This window comes from Falsiroseomonas algicola (assembly GCF_011040385.1).
GTDB lineage: Bacteria > Pseudomonadota > Alphaproteobacteria > Acetobacterales > Acetobacteraceae > Falsiroseomonas > Falsiroseomonas algicola.
In genome coordinates this window covers 339121-358065 of sequence record NZ_JAAIKB010000005.1, presented here as the reverse complement: position 1 = coordinate 358065, position 18945 = coordinate 339121, and the positions used below count along the sequence as shown (strand labels likewise).

Genomic DNA, 18945 nt, shown 5'->3' with positions numbered 1-18945 from the left:
GGCCATGGGATGATCGGGGCTGCATGCCCCCTCCCGATGCGCCGATCCCGCCCGCCGAGCTGAAGCGGCTTTTCTTCCGCCTCTTCCCCGCCGTGGCGCTGGCCATGTTCGGCGCGGCGCTCGACCAGACGCTGGTCGCCGCGGCGCTCCCCGCCATCGCGCGCAGCCTGGGTGAGGTCGAGCGCGTCTCCTGGATCATCGTCCTCTACCTCGTCGCCAATACGGTGGCGGCGCCGGTCTATGGGCGGCTCGGCGATGCCTTCGGGCGCCGGCGCATGCTGCTGGTGGCGCTCGGCTTCTACGCCGCCGGCGCCACGGCCTGCGCCGCGGCACCGTCGCTTCCCTGGCTGGCGGCGGCGCGGGTGGTGCAGGGCTTCGGCGGCGGCGGCCTGATCAGCCTCTCCGTCGCGCTGATCGCGGAGGTGGTGCCGCCGCGGGAGCGCGGGCGCTTCCAGGCCTGGATCGCGGCGGTCTTCACCGGCGCGAGTGCGCTCGGCCCCGTGCTGGGCGGCTTCCTGACGGGGCAGTTCGGCTGGCGCAGCGTGTTCATGCTGCAACTGCCGCTGGCGATGCTGGCGGCGTACCTGGCGGTGACCCGGCTGACGAACACCGCGAAGGGGTCGCCGCGGGGCTTCGCCTTCGACTGGTGGGGCCTGGTGCTGTTCAGCCTCTTCGTCGCGCCGGCGCTGCTGGCGCTGGACCAGGCGCGCAAGCTCGCTGCCCTGCCGCTGCTGGTGGCGGGCGGGCTGGCGCTGGTGGCGGGCGTGGCGCTGTGGCTGCTGCTGCGCCAGGAACGGCGCGCACCCGATCCGCTGCTGCCGCTCAACCTGCTGGGTGACGCCACGATCTGGCGCACCAACCTGATGACGGGCCTGGTGAATGGCGCCTTCGTCGGCTCCATCGCCTTCCTGCCGATCTACCTGACGACGGTGCGCGGCCTCAGCCCTTCCGAGGTCGGCTTCGCCCTGCTGCCGCTCTCCGCCTGTTCCGGCTTCGGCGCGCTGATGGCGGGCACCGGGCTGGCGCGGACGGGGCGGACCATGCTGTGGCCGACCATCGGCCTGTCGCTGGCCGCCGCCGCGCTGGTGGTGATCGCGATCGGCGCCGGGGCGCTGCCCATGCCGGTGCTGGCTCTGCTGCTGGCGGTGACCTCGCTCGGCTTCGGGTCGTCCTTCCCGATGGTGCAGGTGACAGTGCAGGTGGCCGCGGGGCGGGAGAGGCTGGGGTCGGCCACCGCCTCCGTCCAGTTCAGCCGGTCCCTCGGCGCCGCCACGGGGACGGCGCTGCTGGGGGCGGTGCTGTTCGGCGCGCTGGTGGTGGCGCCCGGGGATGCGGCAGCGCTGTTCGTAGCGCTGGTCAACCAGGGCCTGGGGGCGCTGGCGGGGTTGTCGCCGGCGGCACGGGCGCTGTTCCAGTCGGAGCTGCTGGACGCCTTCCGCGCCCTGTTCGGCGCGGCCGCGCTGCTGACGGGCCTGGCGGCCTGGCTCTGCACGCGCGTGCCGCTGCAGCGGGTGTGACGCTAGGCATCGTCGCTTTATTAACCAGATTGCCGCGATTTCACGCAGCGTCTGATCACACGATCTTGTCCATGACGGCTGTCGCCCGCAGGCTGTGGCGGGGAAGGAACAGCTTGCCATGACAGAAGATTCGCCGAAGGGCCTCGGGCGCCGCCTGCTGGTCATCCGCCTGGGTGCGGTGGCACCGGGCCTGGCCGTGGGCGCGGCCGCGGCCGCTCCGGCCCGCCAGGCCGGGCCGGAGACGGGCGCGACGCCGGCCCAGGGCCGCTACACCGGCATCAATGACAGCGACCCGAGCGATGGCCCCGGCTATGGCCGCGGCGTGCGGCGCGGCACCGGCATCACGGACAGCGACCCGAGCGACGGGCCCGGCAATGGCCGCGGCCGCCCGCGGGGCACCGGCCTGACCGACAGCGACCCGAGCGACGGGCCCGGCAATGGCCGCGGCCAGCGCCGTGGCACGGGCATCACCGACAGCGATCCGAGCGACGGCCCCGGCAATGGCCGCGGGCGCCGCACCGGCCTGACGGATAGCGACCCGAGCGACGGGCCGGGCCAGGGGCGCCGCGGGCGCTGAAACGCGAAAGGCCCGGCGCCATCGGCACCGGGCCTTTTTCATGCCGCCTCGAAGAAGGCCGTCAGGCCTTGCCGTGGCAGTGCTTGTACTTCTTGCCCGACCCGCAGGGGCAGGGCGCGTTGCGCGGCGTGGCGGCCCAGGTGGCGGGGTCGTTGGGATCGACCGCGGTCGCCGTGATCGGCGCGCGCATGGTCTGGGTCGCCGTGCCGTATTCCATCGGCGGCGGCGCGCCATCCGCATATTCCAGCTCGTTCGGCGGCGCGTCGTGGCGGAGGTCCATCACCCGCACCGGCTCCGGCATGGGCGGCGGTGCGTCCGGGCGGATGTCGATGCGCATCAGCACACTGGTGGTGCGTTCCCGCAGATCCTCCAGCATGCCGTTGAAGAGGTTGAAGGCTTCCGACTTGTATTCGTTCAGCGGGTCGCGCTGGCCATAGGCGCGCAGGCCGATGCCCTGGCGGAGGTGGTCCAGCGACAGCAGGTGTTCCTTCCACACCGCGTCGAAGATCTGCAGCAGCAGGCTCTTCTCCACCATCCGCATCAGGTCGGTGCCGATATTGGCGACGCGGGCGGCATAGGCCTCGTCCGCCGCCTTCTCCAGCCGCTCGCGCACCTGCGTCTCGTCGATCCCCTCCTCCCGCGCCCAATCGGCGACAGGCAGGTCGAGCCCGAGGATGGTGAAGACCTTCTCCTGCAGCCCCGTCAGGTCCCACTGCTCGGGATAGGCGTTCTCCGGGATGGCGGCATCCACCATCTTGCCGATGGTCTCCCGCCGCATCTCGGCGACGGTTTCGGCGACGTCGGGCGCGGTCATGAAGGATTTGCGCTGGGCATAGACCTCCTTCCGCTGGTTGTTCATGACGTCGTCGTATTTCAGCAGGTTCTTGCGCGTGTCGAAGTTGCGCGCCTCGACCTTCTTCTGCGCCTTCTCGAGCGCCTTGTTGATCCAGGGGTGGACGATCGCCTCCCCCTCCTTCAGGCCGAGTTTTTGGAGCATCCCGCCCATGCGGTCGGATCCGAAGATCCGCATGAGATCGTCCTCGAGCGAGAGGAAGAAGCGGCTGGCACCCGGGTCGCCCTGTCGGCCTGACCGGCCGCGGAGCTGGTTGTCGATGCGCCGGCTCTCATGCCGTTCGGTACCGATCACCAGCAACCCGCCGGACGCCTTCACGGCGGGGCGGATCGCCTCCACCTCCGCCTTGTGGCGGGCCAGCGCCGCCTCGTATTCCGGGCTGTCGCTGTTGCCGACCTCCGCGCGGGCCAGCATGTCCGCATTGCCGCCAAGCTGGATGTCGGTGCCGCGGCCGGCCATGTTGGTGGCGATGGTGACGGCGCCGGGGCGGCCGGCCTGCGCGACGATGCCGGCTTCCTGTTCGTGGTAGCGCGCGTTCAGCACCTGGTGCGGCACGCCGCGCTTCTTCAGGATCTCGGAGATCAGCTCGCTCTTCTCGATGCTGGTGGTGCCGACCAGGATGGGCTGGCCCTTGGCCCGCGCCTCCTCGATCAGCGTCCCCACCGCCTCGTATTTCTCGCGCGCGGAGCGATAGACCTCGTCATCGGAATCGATGCGCGCCACCGGCACGTTGGTCGGGATCTCCACGACCTCGAGCTTGTAGATCTCGGCGAACTCGTCCGCTTCCGTGGACGCCGTGCCGGTCATGCCCGCGAGCTTGGGATAGAGCCGGAAGTAGTTCTGGAAGGTGATGGAGGCCAGCGTCTGGTTCTCGGGCTGGACTGTCACACGCTCCTTCGCCTCCAGCGCCTGGTGCAGGCCGTCGGAGTAGCGGCGGCCTTCCATCATGCGGCCCGTGAACTCGTCGATGATGACGACCTTGTCCTGACGGACGATGTAATCGACGTCCTTGGTGAACAGGACATGGGCGCGCAGCGACTGGTTCGCGTGGTGCACCAGCGTGACGTTGGAACTGTCGTAGAGGTTGCCCTCCGTCAGCAGCCCGGCGTCGGTCAGCGCCTGCTCCAGCGCCTCCGTCCCGTTCTCCAGCAGGTGGACGGTCTTGAACTTCTCGTCCTTCTCGAACAGCGACGTGTCCTTCACCAGCTCCTTCATCACCGCGTCCACGCGGCTGTAGAGCTCCGAGGTATCGTCGGTCGGGCCGGAGATGATCAGCGGCGTGCGCGCCTCATCCACCAGGATGCTGTCCACCTCGTCCACGATGGCGAAGGCGAAGTCGCGCTGGACCATCTCCTCCAGCCGGTACTTCATGTTGTCGCGGAGGTAGTCGAAGCCGAATTCGTTGTTGGTGCCGTAGGTGACGTCGCAGGCATAGGCGTCCCGCCGCTCGTCATCCGTCATGCCATGGACGATGACGCCGACGCTGAGGCCGAGGAAGCGGTAGATCCGCCCCATCCATTCGCTGTCGCGCTTCGCCAGGTAGTCGTTCACGGTGACGACATGCACGCCCTTGGCCGGCAGCGCGTTGAGGTAGACGGGCAGCGTCGCGACCAGGGTCTTGCCCTCGCCGGTCTTCATCTCGGCGATGCGGCCCTCATGCAGCACCATGCCGCCGATCATCTGCACGTCGAAGTGCCGCAGGCCGAGCACGCGCTTCGCGGCCTCCCGCACCGTCGCGAAGGCGTCAGGCAGGATGTCGTCGAGCGTCTTGCCCGCTGCCAATGCGGCGCGGAACTCCGCGGTCTTGGCGCGGAGCGCATCATCCGACAGGGCGGAGAAGGCGGGCTCCAGCGCATTGATCGCCGGCACCCGCGCCTGGTAGCGCTTCACCTGACGGTCGTTCGAGGTGCCGAAGAAGGCGCGGACGAGGCGTTGGAACATGGGGTCCTGGGGTCTCCGGCCGGCGCGGCGCCGGCCCGGGTCGCCAGGCGGAGCGCCCGCGCCGAACTCCATCGGGGGGGCGCGGCCGGCCAGGCAAGGCCCATTGCCGGCGGCGGCGCGGCAGCGGGAGAGATAGGCGGGAGGCCCCTCCACGTCAACGCGAGGGCGCGGCGCCCCCCGTCACGGTGCCGTTCTTGTCGCAGGGACCGCCATCGGCCATGTTCCGCCCCCTGACGGAGAACCCCCGAATGCGCCGCACGGCCCTGCTTTTCGCCGCCCTGATGCTGCCGGCCGGCATGGCCCTGGCCCAGGCCACGCCCCCCGCCTCCACCCCCGCGCCGGCCAATCCTGCCGCCGCAGCCCCGGCGAACCCGCCCGCCGGGGCCCCGGCGAACCCGGTCGTGGCGCGTGTCGATGGCCAGGAGATCCGCCTGGATGACGTCCAGGAGGAAGCCCGCCGCCTGCCGGAGGAGCTGCGGAACATGCCGCCGCAGATGCTCTTCCCGCTGCTGCTCGACCAGATGATCACGCAGAAGGCCATCACCCAGGCCGCCCGCGCCGCCAACCTGGCGCAGGACCCGGAAGTGGCCGCCAGGCTGCGGCGGGTGGAGGAGGAGACGCTCCAGCAGGCCCTCATCACCCGTGCCGTCGGCCCGCTGCTGACGGAGGAGGCGCTGCGCGCCCGCTACCAGCAGCAGATCGCGACCCGCCCGGCCGAGGAGGAGGTGCGCGCCCGCCACATCCTCACGGCAACGGAGGCCGAGGCCCGCACCGCCATGGCGGAGGCGCGCCGCCCCGGTGCCGATTTCGCCGAGGTCGCCCGCCGCCGCTCCACCGGCCCCGGCTCCCGCGAGGGCGGTGACCTCGGCTTCTTCAAGCGCGGCGACATGATCCCGGAATTCGCGGAAGCCGCTTTCGGCATGCAGCCCGGCCAGATCAGCGCCAACCCGGTGCGCACCCAGTTCGGCTGGCACGTCATCAAGGTGGAGGAGCGCCGCGCCGTGCCGCCGCCGCCCTTCGAGGAAGCGCGCGAGCAGCTGCGCCAGACCGCCTTCGAGGAAGGCGTGAATGCCGAGGTGGAGCGCATCCGCGGCGCCGCGCGCATCGAACGCTTCGGCATGGATGGCAGCCCCGTCCAGGCCCCCTCCCTGCTCGACCGCGCCGCGCCGCCCGCGCCCGCAACCCCTGCCCAACCCCGCCGCTGAACGAGACCACGACCATGGCCGGCAAGGACCTTCCCGTCTCCCCCCTCGCCCTTCCCTTGCCGGAACTGCCGCCGGTGCCGGGCGTCAGCCTCGGCTCCGGCCGCGCCGCCATCCGCTACACGACGCGGGAAGACGTGACGATGATGGTCTTCCCGCAGGGGACGACCGTCGCGGGCGTCTTCACCAAGAACAAGTGCCCCGGCGCGCCGGTGGATTGGTGCCGCGCCGCGCTGGCGGGCGGGAAGGCCCGCGCGCTGGTCGTCACCGCCGGCAATTCCAACGTCTTCACCGGCAAGGCCGGCCGCCAGACCTGCGCCGACACCGCCGCCGCCATGGCAGAGCTCGCGGGCTGCAAGCCGAAGGAGGTGTTCCTGGCCTCCACCGGCGTGATCGGGGAGAAGCTGCCGACCGAGAAGCTGGTGGCGGCGCTCCCTGGCCTGTTCGGCGCGCTCGGCACCGATGGCTGGCAGGGCGCGGCCCGCGCCATCATGACGACCGACACCTTCCCCAAGGGTTCGACCCGCACGGCCAGGATCGGCGATGCGACGGTGACGGTCAGCGGCATCGCCAAGGGCAGCGGCATGATCGCGCCCGACATGGCGACGATGCTCTGCTTCCTCGCGACCGACGCGAAGATTCCTGCCCCCGTCCTGCAGAAGATCCTGTCGAAGGGGACCGACAGATCCTTCAACTGCGTCACGGTGGACAGCGACACCTCCACCAGCGACACCGTGCTGCTCTTCGCCACCGGCGCCACCAAGCACCCGCGCGTGCCGGCCGAGGGCGGCGCGATGCTGAAGGATTTCACCCGGGCGGTGCATGAGGTCCTGATGGACCTGGCGCTGATGGTCGCCCGCGACGGCGAGGGTGCGCAGAAGCTGATCCAGATCGACGTCACCGGCGCCGTCAGCGCGAAATCGGCGCACCGCATCGCCATGTCGATCGCCAATTCGCCGCTCGTGAAGACCGCGATCGCCGGCGAGGACGCGAATTGGGGCCGCATCGTCATGGCCGTCGGCAAGGCCGGCGAGCCCGCGGACCGCGACAGCCTCTCCGTCGCCGTCGGCGGCACCTGGATGGCCCGCGAAGGCGGCGTGGTGCCGGGCTATGACGAAACGCCGGTGGTCGCCCACATGAAGGGGCGGGAAGTGCATATCGAGGTCGATATCGGCCTCGGCCGCGGCAAGGCCACGGTTTGGACCTGCGACCTGACGCATGGCTACATCAACATCAACGGGTCGTATCGGAGCTGAGATGAGGGGCGCGCGGGCCACAGCGGCGGAAACTTTCCGCCCGCCCCCGGCACGCCGCCTGACAGCGCCCGAGTCCCGGCGTTAAGACCGGGGCAACCCCACCCACCAGGTCGTGATCGGCCCGGCGGGCGGGATCGCCCCGTTTGAACGCCGCAGGACCCCGCCCTACCCATGGCGACCACCTCCCCCCTTGCGCCGACCGCCTCGCCCCCCGGGGATGAGCCCGATCCCCTCGCGCCGCCGCCCTTCACGCCGCTGCGCACGGAACGCCTGACCATCCGCCCGCTGCGGCCGGAGGATGCGGCAGACCTGCATCGCCTGGTGAATGACTGGGAGGTGGCGAAGACCCTGGCGCGCGTGCCCTTCCCCTATCCCCGCGACCTCGCGGATGAATGGATCGCCTCCACCCGCGCGCAGATGGCGGCCGGCCAGGCCTGGCACCTCGCCATCACCGGGCTGGAGGGCGCCGGCACGGCGGAGGAGCGGGAGGTGCTGGTGGGCTGCATCGGCCTGACGCGCGATGCCGCGAAGCGGGAGGCGGAGCTCGGCTACTGGGTCGGCCGCCGCTTCTGGGGCCATGGCGTGGGGCCGGAGGCCGCGGCGCGGATCGTCAGCTGGGCCTTCGCCCATATCGATGTGGACCGCCTGGTGGCCTCCGCGCTGGTGGACAATGAGCGCAGCCAGAAGCTGCTGGGCCGCATCGGCTTCCGCGACGCCGGAGAGGGCGTGCGGGATTTCGTTGCGCGCGGCGGGCCGATGCCGGTCAAGCTCTTCGCCATGACCCGCGCCGACCTGCCTGCCCCGCCCGCCGCCCCTGCCGCCCCGGCACCCGCGCTGGAAGACGCGCCGGGCAAGAAGATCCTCCTCGTCGCCGCCTGCGCGCTGATCGATGGCGATGGCCGCGTGCTGCTGGCGCGGCGGCCCGAGGGCAAGCCGCTGGCAGGGCTCTGGGAGTTCCCCGGCGGCAAGGTCCATGCCGGGGAGACGCCGGAAGCCGCGCTGATCCGCGAGCTGAAGGAGGAGCTGGCGATCGATGTGGCCGAAAGCTGCCTGGCCCCCTTCGCCTTCGCCAGCCACGGCTACGAGAAGTTCCACCTGCTGATGCCGCTCTATCTCTGCCGCCGCTGGAGCGGCCCGGTGACGGCGGTGGAGGGGCAGGCGCTGGCCTGGGTGCGGCCGCAGAAGCTGTCCGACTACGCCATGCCGCCGGCGGACAAGCCGCTGGTCGCGCTGCTGCGGGATTTCCTGTAGCGGCGCCGCACGACCTCGCGCTATCATCGACTGATAGCATCCGAGGAGGGGATCTCGTGGCGCAGGTCCTGGTCCGCCAGGTCGAGGACACGGTGGTGGAAGCGCTGAAGCGCAAGGCTGCCGCCCGAGGCGCCTCGCTCGAAGCCTATGTCCGTGACCTCATGACCCGCGACGCGGCCGAGAGCCGGGAGGCGATCGCGGCCCGGCTGCGCGCCAGGCTGGCCGGACAGCCGCTGTCGCCGGTCGATTCCACGACCCTGATCCGCCAACATCGCGACGGGCTTGGCGAAGGCGCGTGATCCTGGTGCTGGATGCCTCCGCCGCCGTGAAGTGGTTCGCGCGGGAGCAGGGGACAGAGGATGCGCTGGCGCTGCTCGACAGCGGTGCATCATTCCTCGCCCCTGACATCATGCCGGTCGAGGTTTCCTCGACGCTGCTCCGCAAGGAACGCGGCGGGCAGGTCGAGCCGGGCACGGCCATGCGCGCACTGGCAGAATTAGAGTCGCTCGGCATCGAGTTGCTGCCGGTGGCGCCGCGGCTGCGCCGTGCCACCGAACTCGCCATGCAGCATCGCCACGCGCTGTTCGACTGCCTCTACCTCATCGTCGCGCTGGAACGGCGCGCGCCGATCGCCACCTTCGACCGGCCGGTCGCGCTCCTCGCCCAGCGCCTCGCGATCCCTGCCGCCCTCCCTCTTCCGCCCGCCGCCCAGGATCCTCCAGCATGACCGGATCGAATCCCACCGCCTGCCTGCTCGTCATCGGCAATGAGGTCCTGTCCGGGCGCACCCAGGACGCCAACATCAAGTTCCTGGCGACGCGCCTCGGCGAGATCGGCATCCCGCTGCGGGAGGTGCGCGTGATCCCCGACATCCGCGAGACCATCGTCGCGACGGTGAACGAGGTCCGGCAGAAATTCGACCACGTCTTCACCACCGGCGGCATCGGCCCGACGCATGACGACATCACCAGCGAATGCATCGCCGCCGCCTTCGGCGTGCCGTGGGAGCCGCATCCTGAGGCCTGGGGGCGGCTCGAGCGCCACTACAAGCCGGGCGAATTCAACCCGGCCCGCCAGCGCATGGGCACCATGCCGCGCGGCGCCACGCTGATCGACAACGCCATCTCCATCGCGCCCGGCTTCACCATGGGCAACGTGCATGTCATGGCCGGCGTGCCGCGCATCATGCAGGCGATGTTCGAAAGCCTGGCGCCGACCCTGCAGGGCGGCCCGCCCATCAACTCCCGCACCGTGCACGCGAATGGCGTGATGGAGGGAAGGATCGCGGAGGGGCTGGCGGAGATCCAGAAGCGGTGGCCGGACCTCGATATCGGCAGCTACCCCTATTACCGCATGGGTGGCGGCGGCGTGGCGCTGGTAGCCAAGGGGAATGATGCGGAGGCGGTGGACGCGGCCTCCGCCGCCATCACCATGCTGCTGCGCGCCGTGGGCAGCCAGCCGGTGCAGGGCGAACCCCCTGTGTGACACCAACGGCCGCTTGCAGCGACCTGTCGGTATATATCGGTGCCCTCAAGCGTCGTGCCGGAGGCACGCCTTCGGCGTGACGCACTTGCCGCGGGCCGCATTCCGGGTGCCCATGCACATTGCGAAGCAACGCGCATGGGCACCCGTCGCGGCCTCGGCTGGCGTTGCCGGCCGCAGGTGGCACCGCAGGGCCGCTGATATGAACTTCCATGCCCGCTACGCGGGGGCGGCATGCGACATTCCACCCACTATTGCGCGATCCCGGACGCGCCCCATCTGGCCTGCAGAGGAAGGCGCCGTGACGCGGCGGCGCGACAAGACTACCGCCGCATCCAGACGCCATCAGGAACCAAGACCGTGAACATCCAGACGCCCGCCAGCATCGCCGCCCCCCAGGCCTCCACCCTCCAACGCCCGACGCGGGAGGAGGCGGAAGCTGCCGTCCGTACCCTGCTGCTCTGGGCCGGCGACGACCCGAACCGTGAAGGGCTGGTCGATACCCCCGCCCGCGTCGCCCGCGCCTATGAGGAGTTCTTCGGCGGCTACGCCACCGATCCGGTCGAGCTGCTCGCCCGTTCCTTCGAGGAGACGGACGGCTATGACGAGATGGTCGTGCTGCGCGACATCCGGCTGGAATCGCATTGCGAGCACCACCTGGTGCCGATCATCGGCCGCGCGCATATCGCCTACATCCCGGATGGCCGCGTCGTCGGCATCTCCAAGCTCGCCCGCGTGCTGGAAGCCTATGCCAAGCGCCTGCAGATCCAGGAGAAGCTGACGGCGCAGGTGGCCAACACGATCGAGACGGTGCTGAAGCCCAAGGGCGTCGCCGTGGTGATCGAGGCGCAGCACCAGTGCATGACGACGCGCGGCATCCACAAGCCCGGCGTCAGCATGGTGACGTCCCGCATGCTCGGCGCCTTCCGGGACGATCCGTCCACGCGCCGTGAGTTCCTGGCGATGATCGGCTCCCCGCGCCTCGGCGCGGAGGGCTGACCCGGCGGCGCCTTGCGCGCCGGAGCCACGCGAAAGGCGACCAGGCCATCACGGCCCGGTCGCCTTTTCTGTCTTCAGCTCGTCGCCAGTTCCACAGTCAGCCGCGCGACAGCCTCCGCGATGGCAGCCGCATGAGGCACGTCCACGCTATGCGGCCACCGATCCTCGGGCGCGTGGAAGCGCGGATTGGCGCCGATCAGCGACAGGAAGCGCCCGCCCCGGACCAGGATGTCATGCGCCTCCCCGTTGGCGGTCTCACCGGGCGCCTGCTCGATCATTGCGGCAGGGTAGCCGGCATGGGCCAGCGCCATGGCGGCGCGGGCCGAGAGACCCGGCACGTTGCTCCGCACCGTCAGCCGCGCATCGCCCGCCGCGCCCAGATTGGCGCCGAGATGCAGGAAGACCGACGCCTGCTCCACCAGCCCCGGTGACGCGGCCAGCCAGGCATTCAGGCCGAGATGGCCGAGTTCATGCCCGCAGGTCGCGGCGAAGCGCACGGGTCGCGCCAGCTCGCCCGCCGCGCGCACGGCCTGCAGCGCCTCCAGCCAGGCGAGGATACCACCCGCGCGTTCGCTGAGGCTCGTCCACCAGGAGGTGCGCGGCGTCATGACCACGAGCGGCGCCGCCGGCGGGCCGGCCACCTCCGCCACCACATTGGCGCTCGCCCCCTCCTCCCGCGCCGCGTCCAGCGTCACGCGGATGGGCGCGCCGCTGGCGGCCAGGGCGGCAAGACGCCCGGCCTCATGCCCCGCCACCTGCAGCACGGGTGGGCCGAAGGGGGCCAGGAAGTTCGGCGCGTTCAGCGGCGCCAGCCCATCCGTCAGCGTGCGCGGCGCCAGCACCAGCGCCGCGTGGCGGGATTCGCGCCGCTGCCGCTCGAAGGGCATCTTCTTGAGTGACGCCGCGCCGGGGTGGATCTCCAGGAAGCCGATGGTCGCGGCGGCATCGTCGATGGCGCCGAAGCGGCCCTCGACGCCGCCGGGCCCGGTCAGCCCGCCATCGAACAGGGGAAGCCCCTCCACGACGCCGCCCGCCCATTCGGCGCGCGCGGCCTTCACCACCAGGCGCGGGATGGCGACGGTTGCCAGGCCCGCCCGCCCGGCCTCCCCGGCCAGCCAGCGCGCGGCGGGCAGGTCATCCGGCGTGGTCGCGCGAAGCGTGCCGAGCCCGTCATAGGCCTGGAATCGCGCGGCGATCCGGTCCCGAATGCTCATTCCACCCGCGCCCCCGTCATGGTCACCAGTTCCGACAGCACGCGCCGCTGGTCGCGCCAGAAGGCGGCGAAGGCCTGCGGGCTTTCGCTCAGTACCATCTCCCCGCCGTCGCGGGTCAGCGCCTCCACGAAGGGCGCGTCGCGGGCGGCGCGGTGCACCGCCTGATGCAGCGTCGCGACCGCATGGGCGGGCAGGCCGGCGGGGCCGGACAGCGCCGACCAGGTGGTGACGACCGGGCCATCGGCGATCGCCTCCCCGAAGGTCGGCACCTCGGGCAGGGAGGAAGCGCGGCGGGCGCCCGTCACCATCAGCGGCCGGAAATTGCCGGCGCGGACCTGGGGGAGTGCGATGCCGATGATGGCGTAGGTGAAATCCACCTCCCCCTGTTCCAGCGCCAGCACGGCCTGGTTGGCGCCGCGATAGGGCACGTGCAGCGCCTGGGTGCCCGCCAGCGTCGCCAGCGCCGCCGCGGCCAGGTGCGCAGGCGTGCCGACGCCGCCCGATCCGTAGGTGAGGGGCCGCCCCGCCGCCGCCCTCTCCCGCATCGCCGCCGCCAGCGCGGCCGCATCCCGCCAGGGAGCATCGCGCTTCACCACCAGCAGGGCCGGGTTCTCCACGATGTTCACGATCGGGGTGAAATCCGCCACCGGGTCGTAGCCGGGGTCGCGATGCAGCGACGCATTGCCGATCAGCGTCGATCCGCCGAAGTAGAGCGTCAGCCCATCCGGCGCCGCCCGCGCCACGGTCTGCGCCGCGATCAGCCCGCCCGCCCCCGCACGGTTGTCCACCACCATCCGCTCCCCCAGCAATTCGGAGAGCCTGGCCGCGACGATGCGGGCGATGAGGTCGGTGGAGGAGCCGGCGACGAAGGGGACCACCAGGCGGATCGGCCGGTCCGGCCAGCGCGGCTGGGCCAAAGCGGGGCTCGCCAGGGCCGACGCCATGGCCCCGAGCACGGTCCTTCGCCGCATCGCGCTTCCTCCACCCTTCTTGGACCGCGAGCCTAGACCCGGATCAGCCGGGCTTCCATCGGCGGAATCTTTACCATTGCCACGGCAGACTGGCCGGCCGCGTGAAGCACGCTCCAGGGACGAAGGGGATGCAGGTCACATCGGTCACGCTGCGCGCTGCCGGGCAGACCGTGACGATCAACACGCTGACGCCCGAGCAGATCGCGGGGCTTGGCGACGCCTTACTGGCGCGCATGACGCCGCAGGCCATCGCCGCGCTGCGGGCGGACCAGCTGGCCGCCTTCACGCCGGAGGCGATCGGCAAGATCCCCGGCCGCGCCTGGTCCGGCCTGTCCTCCACCCAGGCGCCGGCGCTGGGCAGCGCGCAGCTCGCGGCCTTCGGCACCGCGGGCATCGCCGCGCTGCAGGCGCGGACGGTCGGCGCGCTCGATTCCAGCCAGCTTGCCGTGCTCGGCGCGGCGCAGATGCGCGCCCTGGCGCCGGCCGGCATCGCCACGCTTTCGCCCCTCCAGGTCGCGGGGCTCTCCGCCGCCCAGGCGGGGGCGCTCGGCGCCACGCAGGTTGCGGCGCTGCGCCCCACCGCGGCGGCAGCGCTGAGCACGGAGGCGATCGGCGCCCTCGGCGCCACGGCGCTGGCGGCGATGCCGACGGCGAACATCGCCGCGCTGCGGACGGAGCAGGTGGCGGCGCTGTCCACGGCGCAGATCGGCAGCCTGACGCGCCAGCAGGTCGCGGCCCTCAAGCCCGCCCAGGTCGCGGCACTGGGCACGGCGCAGGTCGCCGCCCTCTCCCCCGCCGCGGTCGCCGGGCTGCGCGCCACCGCCGTCGCCCGCCTGTCGGACGACGCCCTGGCGGCGCTGTCCTCCACCCAGATCGCGGCGATGGACGGGCGCCAGATCGCGTCCATCGCGGCGGAGGATGTGGCAGACTTCTCCGGCGCGCAGCTCGCCGCCATCAGCGCCTCCGCCATGGCGCTGCTGACGGTGGCGCAGGTGGCGGCGCTGGACAGCGCGGACCTCGATGCACTCTCCACGACGCAACTGCGCGCGCTCGGCCGCGCGCAGGTGGAGGCGCTGACGGCGGCGGAGGTGGCGTCGCTGGAGACGACGCAGCTTGCGGCCCTCTCCGCCGCCGGCGTCTCGGGACTTGGGGCGGAGGACCTGGCCGCGCTGTCCACCGACCAGCTGCGTGCCCTCACCAGCACCCAGATGGCGGCGCTGCGCGGGGCGCAGCTGGGGTCGCTGTCCACGACCGCCATCGCCGCGCTGCGGCCCGACCAGGTCGCGGCGCTGCCCCCGACCGCGCTCGCCGCCCTCTCCTCCGACGCCTTCGCCGCGCTGGGGACGGAGGCGCTGGCCGCGCTCCGCCTGCCGCAGCTTCGCGCGCTGGGCTCGACCCAGACCGCTGCACTCGGCTCCACCGGCCTGGCCGCGCTGAGTGCCGGCCAGGTGGCGATGCTGGGCTCCGCCGCGCTGGCTGGGCTTTCGACCGCGGCGGTGCAGGGGCTGAGCGTGGATGCGCTGGACGGGCTCTCCGCCAGCGCCTTCGGCGGCATCCCGCCCACCACGCTGGCGGCGCTGACGACGACGCAGCTGGCGGGACTGCTGCCGCGGCAATTCTCGGGCCTCGGCTCCGCCCAGATGGCGGCGCTCGGCACCACCGCCATCGCGGCGCTCACCACGACGCAGGTCGCGGCGATCTCCACCGAGAGCATTGCGGGGTTGTCGAGCCAGGGCGTCGCGGCGCTGGGCACCGCCGGCCTGTCGGCGCTCGGCCGGCCGCAGGTCGCGGCGCTGTCCGCCACCGCCATCGCCGCGCTGGCCACGACGCAGCTCGCCGCGCTGACGACGACGCAGATCGGCGGGCTCACCGCCGCCCAGGGCGCTGCGCTGACGACGGAGGCGCTGGACACGCTCGGCACCACCGGCCTGGCCGCGCTGACGCCCGCGGCGCTGTCGGGCGTGCTGCCGACCCGGCTCGCGACCCTCTCGGCCGCCCGCTTCGCGACGCTCTCCACCGCGCAGATCGGCGCCCTCACCGCCTCCCAGATCGAGGCGCTGGATGCGGGCCGGATCGGCGCTCTCGGCACGACGCAGCTTAACGCGCTGACCCGCGTCCAGGCGACCGCGCTGACCTCCACCATGCTGGCCGGCTTCGCCACCACGCAATGGGCGGCACTGTCCACCAAGGCCATGGCGGGCCTGACGACGGAGGCCGTGGCGGCGTTGGACGCCGGGGAGTTCGCCACCTTCTCCACCGGCGCCATCGCCGCGCTGCGCCCGGCGACCCTGGCGGCACTGGGGACTGAGCATCTGGCGGCGCTGACCACCTCGCAGGTCGCGGCGCTCAATGCCGGACAGGCGGGCGCGCTGGCGGCGGAGGACATGGCCGCGATCGGCACCGCCGGCCTCGCCGCGCTGGCGAGCGCCACCATCCGCGGCCTGTCCACGGAGGCGATCGGCGCGCTGAATGCCGGCTTCCTGGCGGCGCTGCCGACCGAGGGCCTGGCGGCGCTGACCTCCACCCAGGGTGCCGCGCTGCAGCCGGGCGCGGTCGCGGCGCAGGGAACGGCACGGCTGGCGGTGCTGGCGCCGGCGGTGATCGGCGGCTTGCAGCCCGCCGTGGTAGCGGGGCTCGGCACCACCCAGTTGCGGGCATTGACGACCGGGCAGGTCTCGGCGCTGGGCTCCGCCGCGCTGGCGGCGCTGTCGTCGGACCAGGTGGCAGCGTTCACCACCACGCAGTTCGGCGCGCTGTCGGCCGCCGCCATCGGCGGGATCGATGCCGCCAGCGTCACGGCGCGGCTTGGCGCCATGAGCACCACGCAGCTTTCCGGCCTCGTCTCCACCCAGATGGCGGCGCTGGGGAGCGAGGCCGCGACGGCGCTCGCCTCCACCGCCCTGCCTGCGCTGGGCTCCGGCGCCATCGCGGGGCTCACGACGGACACGCTGGCGGCGCTCGGCACCCGCATCGCGGGGCTGACCAGCACGCAGATGGCGGGGCTCGGCTCCACCCAGATCGGGGCGCTGACGACGGCGATGCTGGGCGCGCTCTCGGCCACGCAGCTGGGCGCGCTCGGCTATTCCGCGACGCGGGCGCTGACGACGGAGCAGATCGGCGTGCTCGACACCGCGCAGATCGGCGGGCTGAGCACCGTGCAGGTGCTGGCGCTGACGACCGACCAGCTCGGCGCCCTGACCACCACGCAGCTCAGGGCGCTGACCACGACGCAGATCGCGGCGCTGACCACGGCGCAGGTGGCGTCACTGACGACCGACGCGCTGGCCGCGCTGGGGTCGGAGGATACGCCGGGGCTCACCACCCTGCAGCTCCAGGCGCTGGAGCCCGGCGATATCGGCGCGCTGGGCGCGGAGGCCTTCGCGGCGATGCGCCCCGGGACGCTGGCGGCGCTGGACAATGGCCAATTGGCGGCGGTGACGACGGCGCAGCTGGCCGCCATCCGCGCCCGCCAGGTCGCCGCCTTCACCCAGGCGCAGCTGCAGCAGTTCAGCGAGCCGCAGCTTGCGGCCTTGTACGGCTAGGCGACGGCTTCCGCCTCCACCTCAAAGACGAAGCGCGGATCGGCGAGGCCCGCCACGACCAGCAGCGTGCTGGTCGGCGCCAGCGTGCCGAGGAACTTCTCCCGCTCCGCCCGCCAGGGGCCGATCAGGGCGCGGTCGGTGAGGAAGACGCCCATCTTCACGATGTTGGCGGGGCCCATCCCATGGGCCGCCAGGATGGCGCCGAGATTGGCCAGCGCCTGGGCGATCTGCGCCTCCCCGCCCGAGGCGATGCTGCCATCCGGCGCCACGCCGATCTGGCCGGAGATGACCAGGCGGCGGGACGCGCTTTCCACCAGGGCGGCGTGGGAGTAGCGGGAGCCGGGGGCGTGGACGCCCTCGGGATTGCTGAAGGTGACGGGCATCGGGCAGCTCCTCAGCGGCGTTGCGTGGCGGAGAGGTCTTCGCGCTCCACCGCCTCGGGCGCCGGCGCGGCGGGCGTGGTCACGGCTTCCTGCAGCCAGGCGCGGAGCGTGCGCCGGACCTGGAACTCGAACTCGACATTGAGCTGGTCCATCGCCTCCCGCACCACATCCTCCGCCGCGCGGGCGCGGGCGCCGGGGGTGGCGCCATCGGGCAGGGTACGGCCGCGACGGGCCTCAGCCTCCACGAAGGCGACGCGGCGGCCCTCGGGCGAGAGGATCTCCAGCCGTCCGAGCAGCTGGCAGGTCAGGCGCTCCCCGGGCTCCCCGGCGAAGAGGCTGGTGAGCCCGCCACCGCCGGCCAGGCGTTCGCGGGTGAAGCGGGCCTGGCTGATGATGAAGCGGCCCTGGCCTTCGGTGCCGACGGGCACCAGCCGTTCATCCGCCATCCGCCGCATCTCCACATCCGGCCGCAGCGCGGGGGCGGGGTTGGAGAGCTGGACGGCGCCGGGGGCGGGCTCCGCGACCTCGATATCCAGCACGTTGAGGCGCAGCGGCGTCAGGTGCCGGTAGCCCGTGACCAGCGGCGGCAGGGCGACCGGCTCGGGGTCCCCGCCACAGGCGGCCAGGCCGAGGGGCAGCAGCAGCGGAGCCTTGAGCAGCGACCGGCGCATCGTCATGGGGTTCGGGGCCTCCGGCGGGAATCGGCGGTGACTAGACACGGGCCGCGCGCGGTCGGCAACCGCGCCCGCTACGCCCGGCCAGCCTGGCCGCGGACCTCCGCCCGTTCGAAGCGGAAATCCACCGCGCAGAACTCGCAGGTCATGGTGATGGCCCCGGCTTCCGCCATGTGGTCCAGGTCGTCCTGGCCGAAGGTCTCCAGCACCGAGGCCAGGCGCGCGCGGGAGCAGCGGCAGCCATAGGACAGCGCCCGGGCGCGGTCGGCCTGCAAGCCCTCCGCATGGAACAGGCGATGCAGCAGCTGGTCTGGCGTCAGGCCATCATCCAGCAATTCGGCGGGGGTGATGGTGCCGGCCAGGACCTGGGCGGTGCGCCAGGCCTCCTCATGCTCCTCCGAATCCTCGGCGGCGCCGATGCCGCCATCGGCGGCCACCCGCTCGATCACCAGCGCGCTGGCCCGCCAGCCGGACAGGCTGCGGCCGCAGGCGAGCCAGACCTGGCTCTTCAACTGCTCCGAATTCTCGAAATAGGCGCCGGTCATGGTCGCCAGGCTCTCGCCCTCGATCGCAACGATGCCCTGGTAGCGGTCCATGTCGGGGCCCTGGTCGCAGGTGAAGGCCAGGTACCCCTTGCCGAGCAACTGCTTCGCGCTGGGCTGGGGGTGTTCCGCCAGCAGCGCGTCCAGCCTTTCGGCATCCACCTTGGCGGTGCCGCGCAACGCGCCGCCATCGGTGCAATCCGCCAGCAGCATGGAGACGGGGCCATCGCCCTTGGCCTGGAGGCTGAAGGAGCCCTTGAACTTCAGCGCCGTCGCCAGCGCCGCCGTCAGGGCCAGCGCCTCCCCCATCAGCCTCAGCACGGCGGGGTGCTGGCTGTGGCGGCCGAGCAGCGCATCGGCGAGCGCGCCGAGCCGCACCAAGCGGCCACGGACGGGCCGTTCCTCCAGGTGGAAAGGCAGCACGCCACGGGGCACGACGAGGTCCGGCACGGGCGGCCGGTCATGGTTCAGGAAGTTGGGCGTGGCGGAAGGCGACGTCGGATCGGTCACGGGCAGCTACCAGTCGGGGAGGGTAAGCCGC

At 72.3% G+C, this 18945-nt stretch carries 16 protein-coding genes; 10 read left to right on the top strand and 6 right to left on the bottom strand.

All coding sequences use genetic code 11. From position 1 onward, the window contains the following. Nucleotides 1-23: 23 nt before the first annotated feature. Nucleotides 24-1517 (top strand): MFS transporter, encoded by a 1494-nt coding sequence (locus tag G3576_RS15195; protein ID WP_164695255.1) that lies wholly within the window; start codon nucleotides 24-26, stop codon nucleotides 1515-1517. A 118-nt stretch (nucleotides 1518-1635) separates the two neighbouring features. Then, nucleotides 1636-2094 (top strand): hypothetical protein, encoded by a 459-nt coding sequence (locus G3576_RS15190; protein WP_164695254.1) that lies wholly within the window; start codon nucleotides 1636-1638, stop codon nucleotides 2092-2094. Between the two features lie 61 nt (nucleotides 2095-2155). Here the strand turns inward: G3576_RS15190 and secA are convergent, their stop codons facing one another. After that, entirely contained in the window at nucleotides 2156-4888 is a 2733-nt protein-coding gene (gene secA / locus G3576_RS15185) for a preprotein translocase subunit SecA (protein WP_164695253.1), read from the bottom strand. Between the two features lie 248 nt (nucleotides 4889-5136). On the opposite strand from secA, the gene G3576_RS15180 reads away from it, so the two are divergent. The 7 genes from G3576_RS15180 (at nucleotide 5137) to folE (ending at nucleotide 11078) form a co-directional block, all read left to right on the top strand. Further along, a complete protein-coding gene (locus G3576_RS15180; RefSeq protein WP_235951948.1) occupies nucleotides 5137-6093 on the top strand; it encodes a peptidylprolyl isomerase in 957 nt (318 codons plus the stop codon). Nucleotides 6094-6107: 14 nt separating this feature from the next. Continuing rightward, on the top strand, nucleotides 6108-7346 hold the full coding sequence (argJ, locus tag G3576_RS15175) for a bifunctional glutamate N-acetyltransferase/amino-acid acetyltransferase ArgJ (protein WP_164695252.1): 1239 nt from the start codon (nucleotides 6108-6110) through the stop codon (nucleotides 7344-7346). A gap of 171 nt (nucleotides 7347-7517) precedes the next feature. After that, nucleotides 7518-8597: a bifunctional GNAT family N-acetyltransferase/(deoxy)nucleoside triphosphate pyrophosphohydrolase gene (locus tag G3576_RS15170; protein ID WP_164695251.1), complete on the top strand. Its 1080-nt coding sequence runs from the start codon at nucleotides 7518-7520 to the stop codon at nucleotides 8595-8597. A 56-nt stretch (nucleotides 8598-8653) separates the two neighbouring features. Continuing rightward, a complete protein-coding gene (locus G3576_RS15165; RefSeq protein WP_164695250.1) occupies nucleotides 8654-8896 on the top strand; it encodes a FitA-like ribbon-helix-helix domain-containing protein in 243 nt (80 codons plus the stop codon). Next, a complete protein-coding gene (locus G3576_RS15160) occupies nucleotides 8893-9324 on the top strand; it encodes a type II toxin-antitoxin system VapC family toxin (RefSeq protein WP_164695249.1) in 432 nt (143 codons plus the stop codon). Before G3576_RS15165 ends, G3576_RS15160 begins: the two co-directional genes overlap by 4 nt. Continuing rightward, on the top strand, nucleotides 9321-10082 hold the full coding sequence (locus G3576_RS15155; RefSeq protein ID WP_164695248.1) for a competence/damage-inducible protein A: 762 nt from the start codon (nucleotides 9321-9323) through the stop codon (nucleotides 10080-10082). Before G3576_RS15160 ends, G3576_RS15155 begins: the two co-directional genes overlap by 4 nt. Nucleotides 10083-10439: 357 nt before the next feature. Continuing rightward, the gene (folE, locus tag G3576_RS15150) at nucleotides 10440-11078 is read left to right on the top strand and encodes a GTP cyclohydrolase I FolE (protein ID WP_328729168.1); all 639 of its coding nucleotides are present in this window, start codon (nucleotides 10440-10442) and stop codon (nucleotides 11076-11078) included. A 74-nt stretch (nucleotides 11079-11152) separates the two neighbouring features. Here folE and G3576_RS15145 read toward each other — a convergent pair whose 3' ends face one another. Together G3576_RS15145 and G3576_RS15140 are read right to left on the bottom strand one after the other, a co-directional pair. Continuing rightward, nucleotides 11153-12292 carry a hypothetical protein gene (locus G3576_RS15145; RefSeq protein WP_164695246.1) on the bottom strand — a complete coding sequence of 380 codons (1140 nt, stop codon included), beginning with the start codon at nucleotides 12290-12292 and terminating at the stop codon, nucleotides 11153-11155. Beyond that, nucleotides 12289-13263: a tripartite tricarboxylate transporter substrate binding protein gene (locus G3576_RS15140; protein WP_164695245.1), complete on the bottom strand. Its 975-nt coding sequence runs from the start codon at nucleotides 13261-13263 to the stop codon at nucleotides 12289-12291. The genes G3576_RS15145 and G3576_RS15140 overlap by 4 nt, the downstream gene beginning before the upstream one ends. Nucleotides 13264-13391: 128 nt before the next feature. On the opposite strand from G3576_RS15140, the gene G3576_RS15135 reads away from it, so the two are divergent. Further along, nucleotides 13392-16805, top strand: a complete 3414-nt coding sequence (locus G3576_RS15135; RefSeq protein WP_164695244.1) for a beta strand repeat-containing protein — start codon at nucleotides 13392-13394, stop codon at nucleotides 16803-16805. On the opposite strand, the gene G3576_RS15130 is transcribed toward G3576_RS15135, so the two are convergent. The 3 genes from G3576_RS15130 to hslO all read right to left on the bottom strand — a co-directional run bounded on the left by G3576_RS15130 (nucleotide 16802) and on the right by hslO (nucleotide 18914). Then, on the bottom strand, nucleotides 16802-17188 hold the full coding sequence (locus G3576_RS15130; RefSeq protein ID WP_164695243.1) for a RidA family protein: 387 nt from the start codon (nucleotides 17186-17188) through the stop codon (nucleotides 16802-16804). The genes G3576_RS15135 and G3576_RS15130 overlap by 4 nt on opposite strands. An 11-nt stretch (nucleotides 17189-17199) precedes the next feature. Then, a complete protein-coding gene (locus G3576_RS15125; RefSeq protein ID WP_164695242.1) occupies nucleotides 17200-17865 on the bottom strand; it encodes a hypothetical protein in 666 nt (221 codons plus the stop codon). A 71-nt stretch (nucleotides 17866-17936) separates the two neighbouring features. After that, a complete protein-coding gene (gene hslO / locus G3576_RS15120) occupies nucleotides 17937-18914 on the bottom strand; it encodes an Hsp33 family molecular chaperone HslO (protein ID WP_164695241.1) in 978 nt (325 codons plus the stop codon). Nucleotides 18915-18945: the final 31 nt, after the last annotated feature.

Bases quoted from the DNA above. Each gene is read 5' to 3' on its own strand.
- G3576_RS15195 (WP_164695255.1), top strand. From the start codon at position 24: ATGCCCCCTCCCGATGCGCCGATCCCGCCCGCCGAGCTGAAGCGGCTT.
- G3576_RS15190 (WP_164695254.1), top strand. From the start codon at position 1,636: ATGACAGAAGATTCGCCGAAGGGCCTCGGGCGCCGCCTGCTGGTCATC.
- secA (WP_164695253.1), bottom strand. From the start codon at position 4,888: ATGTTCCAACGCCTCGTCCGCGCCTTCTTCGGCACCTCGAACGACCGT.
- G3576_RS15180 (WP_235951948.1), top strand. From the start codon at position 5,137: ATGCGCCGCACGGCCCTGCTTTTCGCCGCCCTGATGCTGCCGGCCGGC.
- argJ (WP_164695252.1), top strand. From the start codon at position 6,108: ATGGCCGGCAAGGACCTTCCCGTCTCCCCCCTCGCCCTTCCCTTGCCG.
- G3576_RS15170 (WP_164695251.1), top strand. From the start codon at position 7,518: ATGGCGACCACCTCCCCCCTTGCGCCGACCGCCTCGCCCCCCGGGGAT.
- G3576_RS15155 (WP_164695248.1), top strand. From the start codon at position 9,321: ATGACCGGATCGAATCCCACCGCCTGCCTGCTCGTCATCGGCAATGAG.
- G3576_RS15145 (WP_164695246.1), bottom strand. From the start codon at position 12,292: ATGAGCATTCGGGACCGGATCGCCGCGCGATTCCAGGCCTATGACGGG.
- G3576_RS15140 (WP_164695245.1), bottom strand. From the start codon at position 13,263: ATGCGGCGAAGGACCGTGCTCGGGGCCATGGCGTCGGCCCTGGCGAGC.
- G3576_RS15135 (WP_164695244.1), top strand. From the start codon at position 13,392: ATGCAGGTCACATCGGTCACGCTGCGCGCTGCCGGGCAGACCGTGACG.
- G3576_RS15130 (WP_164695243.1), bottom strand. From the start codon at position 17,188: ATGCCCGTCACCTTCAGCAATCCCGAGGGCGTCCACGCCCCCGGCTCC.
- G3576_RS15125 (WP_164695242.1), bottom strand. From the start codon at position 17,865: ATGACGATGCGCCGGTCGCTGCTCAAGGCTCCGCTGCTGCTGCCCCTC.